The 17,062-nt window shown below is 73.2% G+C and carries 20 protein-coding genes and 1 rRNA gene; 6 read left to right on the top strand and 15 right to left on the bottom strand.

Going from position 1 to position 17,062, the window contains the following annotated elements; translation table 11 throughout:
* Window positions 1-98, top strand: a 5S ribosomal RNA gene (gene rrf, locus ABT106_RS16355); the annotation flags it as partial.
* Window positions 99-148: 50 nt separating this feature from the next.
* Here rrf and ABT106_RS16350 read toward each other — a convergent pair.
* From ABT106_RS16350 to ABT106_RS16320, 7 genes are all read right to left on the bottom strand, one after another.
* Window positions 149-1,192, bottom strand: coding sequence for a zinc-dependent alcohol dehydrogenase family protein (locus ABT106_RS16350; RefSeq protein ID WP_351277379.1), 1,044 nt, complete (start codon window positions 1,190-1,192; stop codon window positions 149-151).
* Window positions 1,193-1,219: 27 nt separating this feature from the next.
* Complete coding sequence (locus ABT106_RS16345) at window positions 1,220-1,924, bottom strand: lysoplasmalogenase (RefSeq protein ID WP_502979392.1); 705 nt, start codon at window positions 1,922-1,924, stop codon at window positions 1,220-1,222.
* Window positions 1,921-2,916, bottom strand: a complete 996-nt coding sequence (locus tag ABT106_RS16340) for a sterol desaturase family protein (RefSeq protein ID WP_351277376.1) — start codon at window positions 2,914-2,916, stop codon at window positions 1,921-1,923. The genes ABT106_RS16345 and ABT106_RS16340 overlap by 4 nt, the downstream gene beginning before the upstream one ends.
* 201 nt (window positions 2,917-3,117) lie before the next feature.
* Window positions 3,118-4,341, bottom strand: coding sequence for an amidohydrolase family protein (locus tag ABT106_RS16335; RefSeq protein WP_351277374.1), 1,224 nt, complete (start codon window positions 4,339-4,341; stop codon window positions 3,118-3,120).
* Window positions 4,338-5,639 carry an amidohydrolase family protein gene (locus tag ABT106_RS16330; protein ID WP_351277372.1) on the bottom strand — a complete coding sequence of 434 codons (1,302 nt, stop codon included), beginning with the start codon at window positions 5,637-5,639 and terminating at the stop codon, window positions 4,338-4,340. The genes ABT106_RS16335 and ABT106_RS16330 overlap by 4 nt, the downstream gene beginning before the upstream one ends.
* A gap of 28 nt (window positions 5,640-5,667) precedes the next feature.
* Window positions 5,668-6,552, bottom strand: coding sequence for an SDR family NAD(P)-dependent oxidoreductase (locus ABT106_RS16325; protein WP_351277369.1), 885 nt, complete (start codon window positions 6,550-6,552; stop codon window positions 5,668-5,670).
* 1 nt (window position 6,553) lies between these two features.
* Window positions 6,554-7,351, bottom strand: coding sequence for an acetoacetate decarboxylase family protein (locus ABT106_RS16320; RefSeq protein ID WP_351277366.1), 798 nt, complete (start codon window positions 7,349-7,351; stop codon window positions 6,554-6,556).
* Between the two features lie 112 nt (window positions 7,352-7,463).
* Here ABT106_RS16320 and ABT106_RS16315 point away from each other — a divergent pair, with 112 nt between their 5' ends.
* From ABT106_RS16315 to ABT106_RS16295, 5 genes are all read left to right on the top strand, one after another.
* Entirely contained in the window at window positions 7,464-8,099 is a 636-nt protein-coding gene (locus ABT106_RS16315) for a TetR/AcrR family transcriptional regulator (RefSeq protein WP_351277363.1), read from the top strand.
* Between the two features lie 168 nt (window positions 8,100-8,267).
* Window positions 8,268-9,245 carry a DEDDh family exonuclease gene (locus tag ABT106_RS16310; protein ID WP_351277360.1) on the top strand — a complete coding sequence of 326 codons (978 nt, stop codon included), beginning with the start codon at window positions 8,268-8,270 and terminating at the stop codon, window positions 9,243-9,245.
* Between the two features lie 128 nt (window positions 9,246-9,373).
* Entirely contained in the window at window positions 9,374-9,607 is a 234-nt protein-coding gene (locus ABT106_RS16305) for a metallothionein (protein WP_267722439.1), read from the top strand.
* A gap of 115 nt (window positions 9,608-9,722) precedes the next feature.
* Window positions 9,723-10,508: an SURF1 family cytochrome oxidase biogenesis protein gene (locus tag ABT106_RS16300; protein WP_351277357.1), complete on the top strand. Its 786-nt coding sequence runs from the start codon at window positions 9,723-9,725 to the stop codon at window positions 10,506-10,508.
* A gap of 9 nt (window positions 10,509-10,517) precedes the next feature.
* Window positions 10,518-11,273: an SDR family oxidoreductase gene (locus ABT106_RS16295; protein WP_351277354.1), complete on the top strand. Its 756-nt coding sequence runs from the start codon at window positions 10,518-10,520 to the stop codon at window positions 11,271-11,273.
* Between the two features lie 72 nt (window positions 11,274-11,345).
* Here the strand turns inward: ABT106_RS16295 and amaP are convergent, their stop codons facing one another.
* From amaP to ABT106_RS16255, 8 genes are all read right to left on the bottom strand, one after another.
* Window positions 11,346-11,903 carry an alkaline shock response membrane anchor protein AmaP gene (gene amaP, locus ABT106_RS16290; RefSeq protein WP_351277352.1) on the bottom strand — a complete coding sequence of 186 codons (558 nt, stop codon included), beginning with the start codon at window positions 11,901-11,903 and terminating at the stop codon, window positions 11,346-11,348.
* A gap of 7 nt (window positions 11,904-11,910) precedes the next feature.
* Window positions 11,911-12,438 (bottom strand): DUF6286 domain-containing protein, encoded by a 528-nt coding sequence (locus ABT106_RS16285; RefSeq protein ID WP_502979391.1) that lies wholly within the window; start codon window positions 12,436-12,438, stop codon window positions 11,911-11,913.
* Window positions 12,439-12,494: 56 nt separating this feature from the next.
* Window positions 12,495-12,887 (bottom strand): Asp23/Gls24 family envelope stress response protein, encoded by a 393-nt coding sequence (locus tag ABT106_RS16280; protein ID WP_351277346.1) that lies wholly within the window; start codon window positions 12,885-12,887, stop codon window positions 12,495-12,497.
* Between the two features lie 8 nt (window positions 12,888-12,895).
* Window positions 12,896-13,105 (bottom strand): hypothetical protein, encoded by a 210-nt coding sequence (locus ABT106_RS16275; RefSeq protein WP_267722427.1) that lies wholly within the window; start codon window positions 13,103-13,105, stop codon window positions 12,896-12,898.
* A 43-nt stretch (window positions 13,106-13,148) separates the two neighbouring features.
* The gene (locus tag ABT106_RS16270) at window positions 13,149-13,580 is read right to left on the bottom strand and encodes an Asp23/Gls24 family envelope stress response protein (RefSeq protein ID WP_351277344.1); all 432 of its coding nucleotides are present in this window, start codon (window positions 13,578-13,580) and stop codon (window positions 13,149-13,151) included.
* A gap of 203 nt (window positions 13,581-13,783) precedes the next feature.
* Window positions 13,784-14,563, bottom strand: a complete 780-nt coding sequence (locus tag ABT106_RS16265; RefSeq protein WP_351277342.1) for an enoyl-CoA hydratase/isomerase family protein — start codon at window positions 14,561-14,563, stop codon at window positions 13,784-13,786.
* 165 nt (window positions 14,564-14,728) lie between these two features.
* Window positions 14,729-14,950, bottom strand: a complete 222-nt coding sequence (locus ABT106_RS16260; protein WP_030010789.1) for a helix-turn-helix domain-containing protein — start codon at window positions 14,948-14,950, stop codon at window positions 14,729-14,731.
* Window positions 14,951-15,315: 365 nt separating this feature from the next.
* Window positions 15,316-16,914, bottom strand: a complete 1,599-nt coding sequence (locus ABT106_RS16255; RefSeq protein ID WP_351277340.1) for an ABC-F family ATP-binding cassette domain-containing protein — start codon at window positions 16,912-16,914, stop codon at window positions 15,316-15,318.
* Between the last annotated feature and the right edge of the window lie 148 nt (window positions 16,915-17,062).

Raw genomic sequence — 17,062 nt, 5'->3', positions numbered from 1 at the left:
TAGCGTTAGGGAAACGCCCGGTTACATTTCGAACCCGGAAGCTAAGCCTTTCAGCGCCGATGGTACTGCAGGGGGGACCCTGTGGGCCCCCGCCCGGCCCTCCGGCACGCCCGGCGTGCTCGCGCGCCCGCCGTCGCGCGCTGCGGCGTCAGGCCCTGATCAGGACCTTCAGCGCGGTGCGGTCGTCCATCGCCCGGTAGCCGTCCGGGACCCCGTCCAGGGCCACCGTCCGGTCGAAGACCGGCGCCGGGTCGACCGCGCCGCTGAGGACGTCCTCCAGCAGCTCGGGGATGTACGCGCGGACGGGGGCGACGCCGCCGCGCAGGGTGATGTTGCGGTCGAACATGACGCCGAGGTCGAGCCCGGTGCCGCTGCCGTGCGGGACGCCGACGTAGCCGACCGCCCCGCCGTCGCGGGTGATGTTCACGGCGGTGCGCATGGACTGCTCGGTGCCGACCGCCTCGATGACCGCGTGGGCGCCCCGGCCGCGGGTGAGTTCGCGTACGGCGGCCTCCGCGGCCTCGCCGCGCTCGGCGACGACGTCGGTGGCCCCGAAGAGCTTGGCTATGTCCGTACGGGCGGTGTGGCGGCCCAGCGCGATGATCCGCTCGGCGCCCAGGCGCCTGGCGGCGAGGACCCCGCACAGGCCGACCGCGCCGTCGCCGACGACGGCGACGGTGGAGCCCGGGCGCACGCCGGCGCCCAGGGCGGCGTGGTGGCCGGTGCCCAGGACGTCGGAGAGCGCGAGCAGCCCGGTCAGCAGGTGGTCGTCGGAGGCGGCCGCGGCGGGCAGCTTCACCAGGGTGCCGTCGGCGTGCGGTACGCGGACGGCTTCGCCCTGGCCGCCGTCGTGGCCGACCGAGCCCCAGAAACCGCCGTGTTCACAGGAGGTGTAGAGGCCCTCGGAGCAGAAGTCGCAGGTGCCGTCGGACCACATGAAGGGCGCGACGACGAGATCGCCCGCGCGCAGGCCGGACACGGCGGACCCGGTCTCCTCCACGATGCCGAGGAACTCGTGGCCGATGCGCTGGCCGGGCTGGCGCGCGGCCTCGCCCCGGTAGGCCCAGAGGTCGCTGCCGCAGATGCAGGAGCGCAGGACGCGGACGACGGCGTCCTCGGGACGCTGGATCGCGGCGTCGGGCACCTCCTCCACGCGGATGTCGTGCGGGGCGTGGATGACGGTGGCGCGCATGGTGGTGCAGTCCTCCGGCTCAGGGGTTCAGTCTTGTATGACTTCCCTACGGTACGCCTGCCCCGCGGCCAGGACGCCCGTGGCCAGCAGGTACTGGGCGGCCAGGTAGGTGGCCATGATCCAGAAGTCCGGGCGGGGCGGCTGCGGCCACTCGGCGACCCCGGTGGCGATGAGCGTGTCGGAGAGCAGGAACAGCGCGCCGCCGAGGCCGGCCCGCAGTCCGAGGGCACTGGAGCGCAGCGCCATGGCGGTGAGCAGCAGGCTGTAGCCGGCGACGGGGACGCGCAGGTCGGCGGGGAGGTCGGTCCACATCAGGCCGACGGTCCCGAGGAGGGCGAGCGCGTACCCGCCCGCGAGCAGCGGGTTCGCGGGGCGCTTGCCGAAGAGCACGAGGTAGCAGACGTGCCCGACGGCGAAGGAGCCCATGCCGACGAGGAAGGCGGGTTCGGCGTCGAAGAGCAGGGCCAGGTCCCCGCCCCACCCGAACAGCAGGGCCGCGACCAGCAGCCGGGGCGCGCCGCGGGTGAGCGCGTACGCGACGAGCAGCGGCATCAGCAGCGGCTTGAAGATCAGGTGCCCGGGCTCCCAGCCGGCGAGGAGGGAGCCGAGGTCGGCGGCGGTGGCCAGGGCGAACCCGGCGAGGGCGGCCCGGCCCAGGCGTTCCCGCCCGGCGGGTGCCCGGCCGTCGGCCCGGGAGGGGGCGGGGCGGCCGGGCGACTCGGCGGTGCTCACGCGGTGGTCTCCCGTACGGGCTGGGGGGCGTCGGCGGCGTCGGCCGCCTGGACGGGGAACGCGACCGGGCTCCCGGCCGGGGCCGGGGCTTGTGCCACAGCCGGGGCTTGGGCCGGGGCCGGGCCGCCGGTCCGGGGCGGGACCGGGGCGCCGGAGGCTGCCGCGGCCGGCTGCCAGCCCGGGCCGCCGAAGACGCGGCCGGCGCGCTCGCGCCAGGTGTCGGCGGCGCGGACGTCCCGGGCGATGGAGGCGTACTCGTGGGTGGCCACGCGCAGCGGGTTGTAGGTGCTGATGTTCTTGGTGAGGCCGAAGACCGGCTTGTCCCCCTCACCCACCCACGAGCCGAACATCCGGTCCCAGACGATCAGGATCCCGCCGAAGTTCCGGTCCAGGTATCCGCCCTGGGAGGCGTGGTGGACCCGGTGGTGGGAGGGGGTGTTGAAGACGTACTCGATCGGCCGCGGCAGCTTGCCGATCCGCTCGGTGTGGATCCCGAACTGGTAGACGAGATTGACCGAGTAGCAGAAGGCCACGGCGCCCGGGTGCACGCCGAGGGCGATCATCGGCAGGTAGAACGGCCAGGACGTCCAACTGGTCCACGGCTGGCGCAGGGCGGTGGTGAGGTTGAACTTGCGGCTGCTGTGGTGCACGACGTGGCAGGCCCACAGGACGCGGATCACGTGGTGGCCGCGGTGCTGCCAGTAGTAGAGGAAGTCCTGCGCGAGCAGCATCAGCAGGACGGTCCACCACAGCACGGGGACGCGCAGGGGGGTCAGCTCGTAGACCGCCGCGTAGATCAGGGCGATCGGGATCTTCCAGAGGAAGTCGAAGACGAGACTGCCGATCCCCATGCCGAGGCTGGTGACGGCGTCCTTGGTCTCGTACCCGGCGGCGTCCTCGTCGGGATGGATCCGGTAGCTCACCAGCTCCACCACGGTGAGCAGCACGAAGGCTGGTATGGACCACAGCACGACATCGGGCAGGTTCGGCATGCCCGCACCATAGAGGCGCTCTCCGGGGTGCCGCTAGGGGTTGTTACCGATCGGTATTCATCGATGTTACCGGCGGTTCACCCGAAGGCGCGGGAGCACCGGTCCCCGACGCCGCCCGCGGCCCCGGTCCGGCCCGCCGGAGCGGCGCGCGACGTACCCGACGACGGGCCGCGCGGCCGCTCCGGCGGGACGCCCCCGGCGTCACCAGACGCGGACCGAGCCGCCGGGGGCGAAGGCCGGGCTGGTGGCCCGCGGAGGGATCTCGGTCAGCGGCTCGGCGATCTCCGAGACCAGCGGGCCGTGCTCGGCGGCCACCGCGTCCAGGAGGGCGAGGTCGAAGCCGTAGACGCGGGCCGCGTTGCCGCCGACCATCGCCGCGACCTCCTCGCGCGGGAGGCCGGCGTACGCGATGCGCAGGCCCTCGCGGGAGAACGGGGCGGTGCCCTCGTCGTGGGGGTAGTCGCTGCCCCACATGATCTTGTCGAGGCCGATCCGGTCCCGCAGCGGGACCTCGTGGGGGCGCATGAAGCTCGCGCCCACGAAGCAGTTGTCCCGCCACACCTCGCTCGGCCCCTTGCCCATCGCGTCGGCGAGGCCCGCGCCGAACTTGGACTCGGCCGTGGCCGAGGCCGCGACCAGGCGGCCGTGGTAGTAGTCCAGCATCTGCATCACGCCCGGGATCCAGCCGGAGCCCTGCTCCGTCAGGACCAGTCTGAGGCCCGGGTGGCGGCGGAACGCGCCGCCGAAGATGAGGTGCCACAGGGCCCGGTGCGAGAACCAGGTCGTCTCCACCATGAAGACGGCCCGCGCGGCCGGTTCGTCGCCGAGCGGCGGGGACGCCGAACCGCCGTGGTGGTTGACCGGGACGTCCAGCTCGTCGCAGACCGCCCAGATCGGGTCGTACGCGGCCGAGTAGAGCTCCGGGACCCCGCTGCCGGGCGGGGCGCCCGGAAGCAGGACGCCGCCCGTCAGGCCGGCCTCCTTCGTACGGCGGATCTCCCGCACCGCCGCGTCGACGTCGTTCAGCAGGATCTGCGCCACGCCCGCCCGGCGGCCCGGGGCGTCCGCGCAGAAGTCCGCCAGCCACCGGTTGTGGGCCTGGAGCCCGGCCCAGCGCAGGGTGAACTCCGCGGCCGTCGGGGGCTGGGCCATCAGCGAGGCGCTGGGGAAGAACGGCGGGATGGTGTTGGGGAAGAGCACCTCCGCCACGATCCCGTCGGCCTCCATCTCGGCCAGCCGGCGCCGGGAGTTCCAGTTGCGGTCCGCCGTGTCCGCGAGGAGGTCCTCGTACGGGTTGGTGTACGCGGCCGCCCAGGCGTCGAACGCCTCGTGGTGGCGCTTCTCCAGGTACGGCCTGTAGTCCAGCAGGTCGGCGCCCGCGTGGCAGTCCGCCGAGATGACGGTGTACCGGTCCGCTCCGCTCACGGGTTCACCCCCAGCACCGGGAAGTCGTGCCCGGTCAGCCAGTGCCGGCCCACCTCCCGGGAGCGGGACCAGGAATCCTCCACCGCGCCCTGGTCGGCCGGCTGGCCCAGGTCGGCCGGGCGCGGGCCGATCCGACGGGCGGTCGGGGCGAGCGCGTCGGTGTCGAAGCCGAACACCTCCGCGGCCGCCAGGCCGAGCATCCGCCGGGTCTCGGCGACCGGGATGTCGTGGAAGGTGTTCCGCAGCCACGCCCGGGTGTTCGGCCAGGTCCCCTCGGGGTGCGGGAAGTCCGAGCCCCACAGGATGTTGTCCACGCCGATCTCGTAGCGCTGGGCCAGTTCCCGGCGCTTGGTGTTGGTCGCGCAGATGAACACCTGGCGGTCCAGGTACTCGCTGGGCGGGCGCTTGAGTTCCTCGAACGGCGAGAGCTTCTTGCCGCCGTGGGCGCCGAGGTAGAGGCGGTCCATGAACCACAGCTGGTTCGGCAGCCACCAGCAGCCCGACTCGGCGACGCCGAACTTCAGCCCCGGGTGCCGCTCGAAGACGCCCGACCAGAGCAGGAACCACAGCGGCCGGGCGGGCCACCAGGTGACCTCGGAGACGAAGATGCCCAGGTGGTCGCCGTACTCGTGGCGCGGGGAGGAGCCCGAGTGGGTGACGACCGGCATCCGCGTCTCGGCCGCCGCCGCCCACACGGGGTCGTAACGGCGGTCGTGGTAGGGCGCCTTGTCGACCCACATGGCGGGGATCATCAGCGCGCCCAGCCCGGACTCCTTGGCCCGGTGGATCTCCGCGACGACCGTGTCCGGATCGCCCGTGATGGGCAGCAGGGCGACGCCGCAGTGGCGCGCCGCGTTCTCGCCGGCCCCGGCGCCGACGAACTCGGCCAGCCACCGGTTGTGCGCCTGCGCGCCCGCCATGCCGAGTTCGGGGTCCTGGTCGCCGGAGAGGCCGAGGCCCACCCCGAAGGGGGCCGCGGTCTGGCTGTCGACGGCGTCCGCGTCGGGGAAGACGACCTCGGCCGCCACGCCGTCTCCGTCGAGTTCCTTCAGCCGCTGTCCGGTGTCCCAGCCGCCCTTGAGGCCCTCCTCGTGGTCGTGGAACCACTTCTCCGCGAAAGCCTCGTTGCGCACGCCGAGGCGGGTGGCCTCGGCGCGGCGGGCGTCGCGCTGGCCGAGGAACTCGTCGAACTGTCGGTGGAAGCGGGAGTCCAGGTAGGGGCGGTACCGCTCGGTCGGCAGGCCCGCGTGGCAGTCGGAGGAGATGATCAGGTAGGGGTCTTCGGCGTTGTCTCGCACAGGCGTCTCGTCAGGCACGGCGGGCCCCTCAGTCGAGGATGAAGCGTTCCAGGTAGGCGGGATTGGCGCGGTCGAGCATCGACCGCGACCGGGCACGGATCTGCCGGTCGCTGTGCTCGCTCGCCGGGAGCATCCAGAAGCGGTCGGCGCGGATGCCGTCGACGACGTGCCCGGCGACCTCCTCGACGGGGGTGAACTCCACCGCGTGCCCGGCCTGTCTCATGGCGGCCTCGTACTGGTCCAGGCTGCGGTACGGGGACTTGCGCGGGCGTTCCTTCGCGTACCGGTCGGGCCGGTTGCGGTGGGACTCCCACAGCCCGGTGCGCAGCATGTGCGGTCCGGGGAAGAGGACGGAGGCGCCGATGTCCGCGCCCTCCGCCCTGAGGTGGGCGTACAGCGACTCGGTCATGGTGACCACGGCCGCCTTGGTGACGGCGTACACGGAGGCGGTGGGCAGCGGGGCGATGCCGCCGTCGCCGGAGGAGGTGTTGACGACGTGGCCGGGGGCGCCGGCCGCGATCATGCGGGGGACGAAGGACTGGATGCCGTGGAAGACGCCCCACACGTTGACGGAGAAGGCCCACTTCCAGTCGTTGGGCTCGTGCTCCCACATCCGGCCCTCGGCGCCGGAGCCGACGCCGGCGTTGTTGCAGAGCACGTGCACGGCGCCGAAGGCGTCGTACGCCGCGTCCGCGAGGGAGAGCACGCTGTCGCGGTCGCTGACGTCGACGGCCTCGGCCAGTACCACGGCCCCGTCCTCGGCGAGTTCGCCGGCCGCCTTGCGCAGCGCGCCCTCCTCGACGTCGGCGAGGACGACCTTGAGTCCCTCGGCGGCGAAGCGGCGGGCCATCGCGAGGCCGATGCCGCTCGCGGCGCCGGTGACGACGGCCACCTGTCCGGGTTCGAGCCGCATGTCAGACGCTCCCCTCGGGCGGGCCGTCGAGGATCTGCAGGGGGTCGTCGTAGCGCTGGTGGATGTAGGGGAGCAGGGCCTGGGCGCTGACCCGTTCGACGACCCGGCCCCGCTGGTCGGTGGTCTTCTCGCCGATGGTGATCTCCACGATCCGCAGGACGGGGAGGTCGGCGACGGGGTCGAACATCGACTCCCGGAGCACCACGTCCCCCGTGATGTGCTCCAGCTTGCGGACCTTCTCGTCGCGCGTGCAGTGGACGAGGACCGGGTCGGCGTCGAAGCCCGCGCCGTCGACGGCCGGGGAGAACTTGAAGTAGAAGTCGGTCTTGCGGGCCGGCCCGGGCAGCGGCAGCACCCGGTCCACCGCCCCGCGGACCTCCACGAACGCGATCCCGTGCCGGGCGAGCGAGGCCCGTACGACGAGCCCGTCGCGTTCCACCGTGACCTCGCCCAGCTTCTTCGGCTCGCCGAAGACCTCGCGTCCGCCGATCAGGGCGCGCTCGTGGGTCATCGGCATGACCAGCGGGTACCAGCCCTCGACGCCGCCGTGCCGGGCGGCGACGGCCACCGAGCCGGCGCCGAGCGGGTAGCCGGGAAGGTCGACCTTGCTGATGTTGGCCCGTACCAGGGGCCGGTCGGCCGGCTTGAGCGGCGGCGGCAGGACCGCCGCCACCACGTCCGGGTCGCTCTCCCAGACGGCCACCACACCCGTGGACCAGATGTCGGGGAGCTTGGAGCTCTTCTCGCGCGACGCCGCGATCTCGGCCTCGGTCCGCGCTCCGTACCGTACGCGTGCCATCTCTCGCACCACCCTTCGGTCGGTTCTGTAACACAGTTACACCGCCACCGATGAAGGGTAAATACCCTTGCACGCAACAGAACTGACGGATCAACAGATAGGCGAACCGGGGATGGCCAGAAGCACACTGACCCGGGCGGAGGTGCTGGACGCCGCCGTTCTGCTGGTCAAACGGCACGGCCCGGCCGCCCTCACCATGCGCAAACTCGCCGCCGAGCTGGGCACCGCGGTGACCTCCATCTACTGGCACGTCGGCAACCGCGAGTCGCTGCTCGACGCCCTCGTGGAGCGGACCGTGGAGGAGATGGGCGCGATCCGCCCGGCCGGGCGCACGCCCGGCGCCCGCATCCTGTCGGTGGCGCGGATCCTGCGCCGCGAACTGCGGGAGCGGCCGCACCTGATCGCGATGGTCCACGAACGCGGTCTCACCGAGCGGATGTTCCTGCCCGCGCAGCAGGCCCTCGTCCACGAGGTGCACGCGGCCGGACTGCGCGGCGCGCGGGCGGCCGACGCGGTGCGCGTGATCCAGTTCCAGGTCATCGGCTTCCTCCTCGTCGAGCGCAACCGCGAGCGCTCCCCCGCCCAGTCCCCTGCCGAGAGCGACCTCTGGGACCCGGCCGCCGCCCCCCGCGATCCCGCCCTCGCCCGCGCGCTGGCCCGCCCGGCCGATCCGGAGCGGATCTTCCTGATCTCGGTGAAGTCCTTGGTCACGGCCCTGCTTCCGGAGGCCGCCGCGACGCCCCGGTGAGGCGCCGCGCATCCCGCCTGCCGCCTGCGCCCGTTGACGGCCGCGGACTCGGCCGCCTGCCGGCCGCCTCCCGGCCGCCGGACCGCGTCGCCGGACCGGGCCGAGCGGCGCGCGGCGACCGCGCGCACCCGCCGCGGACACGGCTGTCCGTCGGGCCCGATATCCTCTGTGACCATGCTCGACGACCGTACGACCGCAGACACGATGTGGCCGACCGCGTACCCACAGGGGTACGCGGTCGTCGACGTGGAGACCACCGGGCTCGCTCGCGACGACCGGATAGTTTCCGCCGCCGTCTACCGGCTCGACGCGCAGGGCAATGTCGAGGACCACTGGTACACCCTCGTCAACCCGCAGCGGGATCCCGGCCCCGTGTGGATCCACGGCCTGACCAGCGACCTGCTCCAGGACGCCCCGCTCTTCGGGGACATCGCCGAGGAGTTCGCGGGGCGGCTGGCGGACCGCGTCCTGGTCGCGCACAACGCCATCTTCGACTGGCAGATGATCGCCCGGGAGTACGCGCGGGCCGCCGCGACCGCGCCGGTCCGTCAGCGGCTGTGCACCATCGCCCTGTCGAAGGAGCTGGGCCTCCCGCTGCCCAACCACAAGCTGGAGTCGCTGGCCGCGCACTTCGGCGTGGTCCAGCAGCGCGCCCACCACGCGCTCGACGACGCCCGGGTGCTCGCGGAAGCCTTCCGTCCCTCGCTGCACGCGGCCGCCCGGGACGGCGTACGGCTGCCCCTGCTGGAGTGCCGGCCGCTGACGGAGTGGTCGGACTCCCCCGTCACGCCGCGGGTGGGCCACCAGGCCGCGTACGGAAGCAGCAGCTGGCGCCCCTCGCGCAGGCGGCCGGCGTGCCCGCACCCGAACCCGGGCCGCTTCGAGGACGGCAAGCCGCTGAAGCAGGGCATGCGCGTCGCCTTCTCCGGCGACACCTCGGTGGACCGCGAGCTGTTGGAGGACCGCGCCGTCGAGGCGGGACTGCATGTGGCGACGAGCGTGTCGCGGCTCACCAGTCTGCTGGTGACGAACGACCCCGACTCGGCGACGTCGAAGACCCTCAAGGCGCGGTCCTTGGGCACCCCCGTCGTCGACGAGGCGGGCTTCACGCAACTGCTGCGCGACGTGGCCGCCGCGCAGGACTGAGGGCCGCGCCGGGGACCGGCGGGACACGGCCGGGGACCGGGCCGCGCGTTGCTCCGGCCGGGTGCCGGCGCGGCGACTCACCCCGGTGGATCTTGTTCCGTTCCGCTGCCGTGCGCAGCATTCGGCGCATGGCACGTTGTGAGGTCTGCGGAAACGATTACGGCATGTCGTTCGAAGTGCACGCGCAGGGCGCCGTGCACGTCTTCGACTGCTTCTCCTGCGCCATTCACCGCATGGCGCCCATCTGCGAGCACTGCCGGGTCCAGATCATCGGGCAGGGCGTCGAGGTCGAGGGCCAGTGGTTCTGCGGGGCGCACTGCGCCCGCGCGGAGGGGAAGGTGGGTGTCGTCGACCGCGTCTGACTCCTCTCCCCGGCCGGCGGCGTCCGCCCCGCCGGCGCCGCGCGGCCCCCGCGCCCGGACCCCGGACGGCCACCCGGCCACCGGGGTCCCTCCGGCTGGGGGTACCGTCGTGGGCGTGTACCGCTTTGTGCTGACCCGGCAGTGGGTGTGTCTGACCCTCGTCGCCCTGGCCTTCATCCCCGCGACGATCAAGCTGGGTTTCTGGCAGTTCCACCGCCATGAGCACCGGGTCGCGCAGAACCGGCTCATCGAGGCGAACCTGCGGGACGAGCCGGTCCCCGTGACCGAGGTCACCTCTCCCGGCCACCGGGTCCCCCGCGCGGACTTCTGGCGCGCCGTCAGCGCGACGGGCACGTACGACACCGCGCATGAGGTCGTCGTACGGATGCGGACCGACGGGGACGACAAGGTCGGCTTCCACGTCCTGACCCCGCTGGTGCTCGCCGACGGCCGGGCCGTCCTGGTCAACCGGGGCTGGGTGCCGGGCGGCGACGACCCCCGGGCCTTCCCGCCGGTGCCCGCCGCGCCCGCGGGCGAGGTGACGCTCACCGGCCGCCTGAAGGCCGACGAGACGAGCGGCAGCAGCGGCATCAAGGACCGCAAGGGACTTCCGGACCGTCAGGTGATGCTGATCAACAGCTCCCGGCAGGCGCAGTACCTGGGCCGGCCGGTCCTCGGCGGCTACATGGAACTCACCGGTCCGGCCCCCGCGGACGGCAGTCCCCGGATGATCGGGGACCCCGATCACGACTCCATCGGCCCCCACATGGCGTACGCCGTCCAGTGGTGGCTGTTCACCGCCGCGGTCCCGGTGGGCTGGGTCATCCTCGTACGGCGCGAGCGGCGCGACCTCGACGAGCAGGCCGCCCGATCCGCCGAGCGGGAGCCCGTGACGGCGTAGCGTGTCGGCATGGATCTTGGACTGAAGGACCGTGTCTACGTCGTCACCGGAGCCACGCGCGGCCTCGGCTACGCCTCCGCCCGTGAACTGGCCGCCGACGGCGCGAAGGTACTGCTGACCGGCCGCGACGAGAAGCGGGCGGCCGACGCCGCCGCCTCGCTCGGCCCGAACGCGGCCGGCGTCGCCGCCGACAACTCCGACCCGGCCGCGGCCGGACGGCTCGTCGCCACCGCCCGCGAGCGCTTCGGCCGCTTCGACGGCATCCTGATCAGCGTCGGCGGCCCGGCCCCGGGCACCGCGGCGGACAACACCGACGCGCAGTGGTCGGCGGCCTTCGAGTCGGTCTTCCTGGGCGCGGTCCGCCTCGCGCGGACGGCCGCCGCCGAGCTGGGCGAGGGCGGGGTCATCGGTTTCGTCCTGTCGGGCTCGGTCCACGAGCCGATCCCGGGGCTCACCATCTCCAACGGCCTGCGCCCGGGCCTCGCGGGCTTCGCGAAGTCCCTCTCCGTCGAGCTCGGTCCGCGCGGCATCCGCGTCGTGGGCCTGCTCCCGGCGCGCATCGACACCGACCGGGTGCGCGAACTCGACGCGCTGTCCGGCGACGCGGCGGCCGCGCGGGCGGGGAACGAGTCCCGCATCCCGCTGCGGCGCTACGGCGCCCCGGAGGAGTTCGGCCGCACGGCGGCGTTCCTGCTGTCCCCCGCGGCGTCCTACCTGACGGGGGTCATGCTCCCGGTCGACGGGGGCTCCCGGCACGGCTTCTGACCGGCCGGTACCCCACCCGCCGGGCCCGGTACCCCACCCACCGGGCCCGGTCCGGCACCCGCCGGGCCCGGCTCACGTCACGCGACGGGCCCGGTGGGACGTCACCTTCAGACGGGCCTCCGCCGGCAGGGCCGGGAGTCCCGCCGAGGTACGGGCGTGCGTCAGTACCGGGCCCGCTAGCGCCGCCAGGGCGTCGGCGGGCACGGCGTGCGGCTCCAGCTCCAGCGCGACCCGCAGGGCGGGCGATCCGCGCCGGCCGCGCAGCGCGACCCGGCAGCCGGCGACGCCGTCGAGGGCGCCGGCCTCCGCGGCCACCGCCTCCTCCAGCGCCCGGCCCCGCAGCACGGCGAAGGCCCCGTCCCCGGTGTCGACGGCCACGGCCCGCAGGCGCGAACGCCGCAGCTGGGCCAGCAGCCACCACAGCGCCAGCACCACGCACAGCCCGAGACCGGCGGCCACCGCCCACCAGTACCAGCCCTCACCGTGCCCGTACCGCTGCCGGGTGGCAGCGCTCAGCAGCGGCGCCTCGCGCCCGCCGAACGGCCACGCTCCCGTCAGCACCGCGGCTCCGGCGGCCGTCAGGACCAGCCCGAGCACCGCCAGCACGATCCGGTTCACCACCCCGAGCACCCCGCGCTCACCTCCCCACTCGTACGCGCGTCCGCGGCGGGTGCGCGAGACCCAGTTCTCCGACCCCGACGGCGAGCACCGCGTCCAGGTCGGCCCGTACGTCGTCCAGCTCCCGGAAGTGCGAGGTCGCCCGGACCTTGATGCGGGAGCGCCCCACCTTCACCCGGGCCGACCGCACCCCGGACACCTCCATGGCACGGTCCCGCAGCACCTGGGCCGCGTCCTTGCGGCCGAGCGCGGCCCGTACGCCCGTGGCCCGGTCCGGGTCCGGGGTGCCCATCGGCAGGATCGACCGGAGTCCGGGGGCGAGGGCCAGCAGCAGGAGCAGCAGCCCGACCACGGCCAGCACGGCGCCGCCGAGGATCACGCCCGGATCGGCCGGGGTCTGCCGTTCCAGCTGGTGGGCGAGGTCACGGCGCCAGCTCATCCCGGGGCGGTGGGCCCGTACCGCGATCAGGTCGTACAGGAGCAGGCCCGCCGCGCCCAGCACCGCGAGGGCGCAGAGGGCCGCCGGGACGCGCCGCGCGGATCGCATCCGCGCGGAGGGAGCGGCGGCGCCGGGGGGAGCGGCGGCGCCGGGCGGCGGGGCCGTCACCGCAGCCGCCGGTCCCGCCCGGCGGGGAGCCGGGTGTGCGTGGAGTGCAGGTGCTCGACGTCGATGTCCACCTCGGGTACGGACATCGCCGCGCACTCCTCGACCCGCCGGGCGACCTGGCTGCGTACGGCCGCGCACTGGGCCGCGAGGTCGGAGGGGTAGTCGAGCTCCAGGCTGATGCGGACCCGTGCGATGTCGTGGTGCACCGTGACGGTGGCGTGCGGGGCCGCGGCCCCGGAGCGCGGACCGGCCGCGGGCCCGCCCGGGCGCGCCGCGAGCGCCTCCCGGGCGGCCTGGGCGGCGATCTTCGCGACGACCCGGTCGGCGATGCGGGTGGCTCCCCGGTCCCCGGGGTCCACCTGCGGCGCGGTGGTCTTGGGCGTGCTCATCGGGGGCCTCACCTGTCCCGGTCGTCACGACCGCGGACCCGCCCGCGGTCACGGGGGCGGAACAGGTCGCCCGGATCGAGGTCCCCGTCGAGGAACCGGCCCAGGACGAAGCCGATGGCGCCGAGGGCGGCCACCAGCAGGAAGGCCCCGAAGCCGCCGAAATACCCGGCGAACCCCAGTGCCATGCCGGCCAACAGGCCGACGACCGCCATGCTCATGCGGGCTCCTCTCGGCGGAGCGAAGTGGTGGAGGGGGCAGCGCCTAGTGGAGCCGGGACTCCGGCTCCTCGTCTTCCTCGTCGGGCAGTTTGACGTCGCTGACCGCGATGTTGACCTCGACCACCTCCAGGCCGGTCATCCGCTCGACCGCCGAGATGACGTTCTCACGGACCGCCCGGGCCACCTCGCGGATCGACACGCCGTATTCGACGACGATCTCCAGGTCGAGGGCGGTCTGGACCTCACCGACCTCCGCCTTGACCCCGCGGCTCACGCCGGCCTTGGCCCCTCCGGGCACCCGGTCGCGCACGGCGCCGAACGTACGGGAGAGGCCGGTGCCGCTGCCCATGGCGTGGACCCCGACCACTTCGCGCGCGGCCAGTCCGGCGATCTTCTCGACCACCCCGTCGGCGACGGTCGTACGGCCCCGGTCGGCGGGGTCCCTGTGGGCTCCCCCTGATGCGGATTCAGTCATCGCTTGTCCTTAGAAGTGGAAGCTTGGACTCCTGACCACGGTAGGCCGGTACCACCCGCGACGCACCGGGAACTACGCCGGTCGGACGCAACCGGTACCTCCGGCACCTGCCCCGCACCGGCCCGGACATGCCGCCGCCCCGCCCCGCCCCGGACGGGGGACGGGGCGGGGCGGGGCGGCCGGTACGAAGGAAGCCGGCCGGGTCAGTCGGAGAGGCCCGCCAGGTCGCGCAGGCGGCGGGCCTGGGCGGCGCGCTCGGCGGCGCGCTGCTCGTCGTACGGGCGGGAGGGGGCGCCGCGGAGCAGGGCCTTGGTCTCGGTCACGGCGTCGCGCGGCGGGGCCAGCAGCGCGGTCGTGAGGTCCTGGACGGCGGCGTCGAGTTCGTCCGCCGGGACGACGAGGTTGGCCAGACCGACCCGCTCGGCCTCCTCGGCGTGCACGAAGCGGCCCGTGGCGCAGATCTCCAGCGCGCGGGCGTAGCCGACGAGGGAGGTGAGGGGCTGGGTCCCGGTCAGGTCGGGGACCAGGCCCAGGCTGGTCTCGCGCATGGCGAACTGCACGTCGTCCGCGACCACGCGCAGATCGCACGCGAGCGCGAGCTGGAAGCCGGCGCCGATCGCGTGCCCCTGCACCGCGGCGATGGAGATGACGTCATTGCGCCGCCACCAGGTGAACGCCTCCTGGTACTCGGCGATGGTGGAGTCGAGCAGTTCGTCCGAACCGCGTGCCAGGTCGAGGAAGGACGGCTCGCCCTCGAAACCCTCGGGGGTGAACGCCTGCCGGTCGAGCCCGGCGGAGAAGGACTGTCCCTCGCCGCGCAGCACGACGACCCGGACGGTGCCCGGCAACGACCTTCCGGCCTCGGCCAACGCCCGCCAGAGCGCGGGGGACTGGGCGTTTCGCTTGGCCGGATTGGTCAGTGTCACCGTGGCGACCGTGTCGTCGACGGTGAGTCGTACGCCGTCCTTGTCGAGCAGAGCCATCTGTATGCCTCCGGTGTGCAGTCGGCCGCCAACCGGCCTAAGTGACTGCACAGTAACCACCCAGCCGACCGAAAGGCCGACCGGGGGTCACCGAAGGAACCGCTGGTTCAGTGAAGCGGTGGAACGGTGGATCGGTGGATCGTCGGAACCGATGGGACCGGGGAATCAGGCCGTGGCGGCCTTCTTGCCACGTGTCGCGCCACCGCGACCACGCAGCGAGACCCCGGACTCACTGAGCATCCGGTGAACGAATCCGTAGGACCGGCCGGTCTCTTCGGCCAGCGCCCGGATACTCGCCCCGGAGTCGTACTTCTTCTTCAGGTCTGCCGCGAGCTTGTCGCGCGCGGCACCGGTTACCCGGCTGCCCTTCTTCAGAGTCTCGGCCACCCGTGCCTCCTCGTGGGAAGTGCGCTCTGGACTTCTCATGATCACCCCTCCCACGCTTCCTGGCCACCCATTCCGCAAGGTCGGTACGACGGCATTTCCCGAGGGGTGGACGCGCGAGCAGAACGGAATCTTCTCTTCCGACGCATGACCTCCGTCACACTCCGCAGCCCCCGGCGGAAACCGGCAGGTCAGGGGCGCACCGCGGATAAGCGGAAGGCCCCGGCCGCACCCGGTGGGGCGTGCGGCCGGGGCCGTCGAACGACGCGCGACGGTACGAGACCGCCTCACTCAGATGATGGATCACCGCTGAGCCGAATGATCCATAAGGGATTGGATCAGAAGCGGAACCCCGGTCGGGCGCCGGATCAGGCGAGGGAGACGAGGTCCCGGTAGTCGGGCCCCCAGAGGTCCTCGACGCCGTCGGGGAGCAGGATGATCCGCTCGGGCTCCAGCGCCTCGACGGCGCCCTCGTCGTGCGTGACGAGGATGACGGCGCCCTTGTAGGTGCGCAGAGCGCCGAGGATCTCCTCGCGGCTGGCCGGGTCGAGGTTGTTCGTGGGCTCGTCGAGGAGCAGCACGTTCGCCGAGGAGACGACCAGCGTGGCCAGGGCCAGCCGGGTCTTCTCGCCGCCCGAGAGCACGCCCGCGGGCTTGTCCACGTCGTCGCCGGAGAACAGGAAGGAGCCGAGCGTCTTGCGCACGGCGACCAGGTCCAGGTCGGGGGCGGAGGAGCGCATGTTCTCCAGGACCGTGCGCTCCGGGTCCAGGGTCTCGTGCTCCTGGGCGTAGTAGCCGAGCTTGAGGCCGTGGCCCGGGGTGACCTGTCCGGTGTCGGGCTTCTCGGTGCCCGACAGCAGGCGCAGCAGGGTGGTCTTGCCGGCGCCGTTGAGGCCGAGGATGACGACGCGGGAGCCCTTGTCGATGGCCAGGTCGACGTCGGTGAAGATCTCCAGCGAGCCGTACGACTTCGAGAGGCCCTCGGCGGTCAGCGGGGTCTTGCCGCAGGGCGCCGGGTCGGGGAAGCGCAGCTTGGCGACCTTGTCGGAGACGCGGACGGCGTCCAGGCCCGCGAGCAGCCGGTCGGCGCGCTTGGCCATGTTCTGGGCGGCGACGGTCTTGGTCGCCTTGGCGCGCATCTTGTCGGCCTGCGAGTTCAGGGCCGCGGCCTTCTTCTCGGCGTTCTGGCGCTCGCGCTTGCGGCGCTTCTCGTCGGCCTCGCGCTGCTGCTGGTAGAGCTTCCAGCCCATGTTGTAGACGTCGATCTGGGAGCGGTTGGCGTCCAGGTAGAAGACCTTGTTCACGACGGTCTCGACCAGGTCGACGTCGTGGGAGATCACGATGAAGCCGCCGCGGTAGTTCTTCAGGTAGTCCCGGAGCCAGACGATCGAGTCGGCGTCGAGGTGGTTGGTGGGCTCGTCGAGGAGCAGCGTGTCGGCGTCCGAGAAGAGGATCCGCGCGAGCTCGACCCGGCGGCGCTGGCCGCCCGAGAGGGTGTGCAGCGGCTGGCCGAGGACCCGGTCGGGCAGGCCGAGGGCGGCCGAGATGGTCGCGGCCTCCGACTCGGCGGCGTACCCGCCCTTGGTCAGGAACTCGGTCTCCTGGCGCTCGTACTGGCGCATCGCCTTGTCGCGGGTGCCGCCGGAGCCGGTGGCGATCCGCTCCTCGTTCATCCGCATCTTCGTGATGAGGACGTCGAGGCCGCGGGCCGACAGGATGCGGTCGCGGGCCAGGGTGTCGAGGTCGCCGGTGCGCGGGTCCTGCGGGAGGTAGCCGACCTCGCCCGAGCGGGCGATGGAGCCCGCGGCCGGCTGGCCCTCACCGGCGAGGCACTTGGTGAGGGTGGTCTTGCCGGCTCCGTTGCGGCCGACGAGGCCGATGCGGTCGCCCTTGGCGATGCGGAACGAGGCGGACTCGATGAGGACGCGGGCGCCGGCGCGCAGCTCGACGCCGGTGGCGGTGATCACGGAAATACTCCAGGGCGGTGTGGACGGCGGAAGGGGGGCAGGACGCGATGCTTCGACGCCGCTAATCCGCGAGGAGATTTGCCATGAGGACCATTCTACCGGGGGTCCGCAACTACTTTCCGGGCATGCGGACGACGGGCGCCCGGTC

Origin of the sequence: Streptomyces sp. NPDC002044, assembly GCF_040296725.1 — a bacterium.
Classification (GTDB): Bacteria; Actinomycetota; Actinomycetes; order Streptomycetales; family Streptomycetaceae; genus Streptomyces; species Streptomyces antarcticus.
Note: the sequence above shows the minus strand (reverse complement) of the source record. Positions and strands in the feature narration are given on the sequence as shown.

Coding starts and splice junctions, on each gene's coding strand:
- ABT106_RS16305 (WP_267722439.1), top strand. CDS start 9,374: ATGGCACGTTGTGAGGTCTGCGGAAACGATTACGGCATGTCGTTCGAA.
- ABT106_RS16275 (WP_267722427.1), bottom strand. CDS start 13,105: ATGAGCATGGCGGTCGTCGGCCTGTTGGCCGGCATGGCACTGGGGTTC.
- ABT106_RS16285 (WP_502979391.1), bottom strand. CDS start 12,438: ATGCGATCCGCGCGGCGCGTCCCGGCGGCCCTCTGCGCCCTCGCGGTG.
- ABT106_RS16295 (WP_351277354.1), top strand. CDS start 10,518: ATGGATCTTGGACTGAAGGACCGTGTCTACGTCGTCACCGGAGCCACG.
- ABT106_RS16320 (WP_351277366.1), bottom strand. CDS start 7,351: ATGGCACGCGTACGGTACGGAGCGCGGACCGAGGCCGAGATCGCGGCG.
- ABT106_RS16280 (WP_351277346.1), bottom strand. CDS start 12,887: ATGAGCACGCCCAAGACCACCGCGCCGCAGGTGGACCCCGGGGACCGG.
- ABT106_RS16340 (WP_351277376.1), bottom strand. CDS start 2,916: ATGCCGAACCTGCCCGATGTCGTGCTGTGGTCCATACCAGCCTTCGTG.
- ABT106_RS16350 (WP_351277379.1), bottom strand. CDS start 1,192: ATGCGCGCCACCGTCATCCACGCCCCGCACGACATCCGCGTGGAGGAG.
- ABT106_RS16270 (WP_351277344.1), bottom strand. CDS start 13,580: ATGACTGAATCCGCATCAGGGGGAGCCCACAGGGACCCCGCCGACCGG.
- ABT106_RS16325 (WP_351277369.1), bottom strand. CDS start 6,552: ATGCGGCTCGAACCCGGACAGGTGGCCGTCGTCACCGGCGCCGCGAGC.
- ABT106_RS16265 (WP_351277342.1), bottom strand. CDS start 14,563: ATGGCTCTGCTCGACAAGGACGGCGTACGACTCACCGTCGACGACACG.
- ABT106_RS16315 (WP_351277363.1), top strand. CDS start 7,464: ATGGCCAGAAGCACACTGACCCGGGCGGAGGTGCTGGACGCCGCCGTT.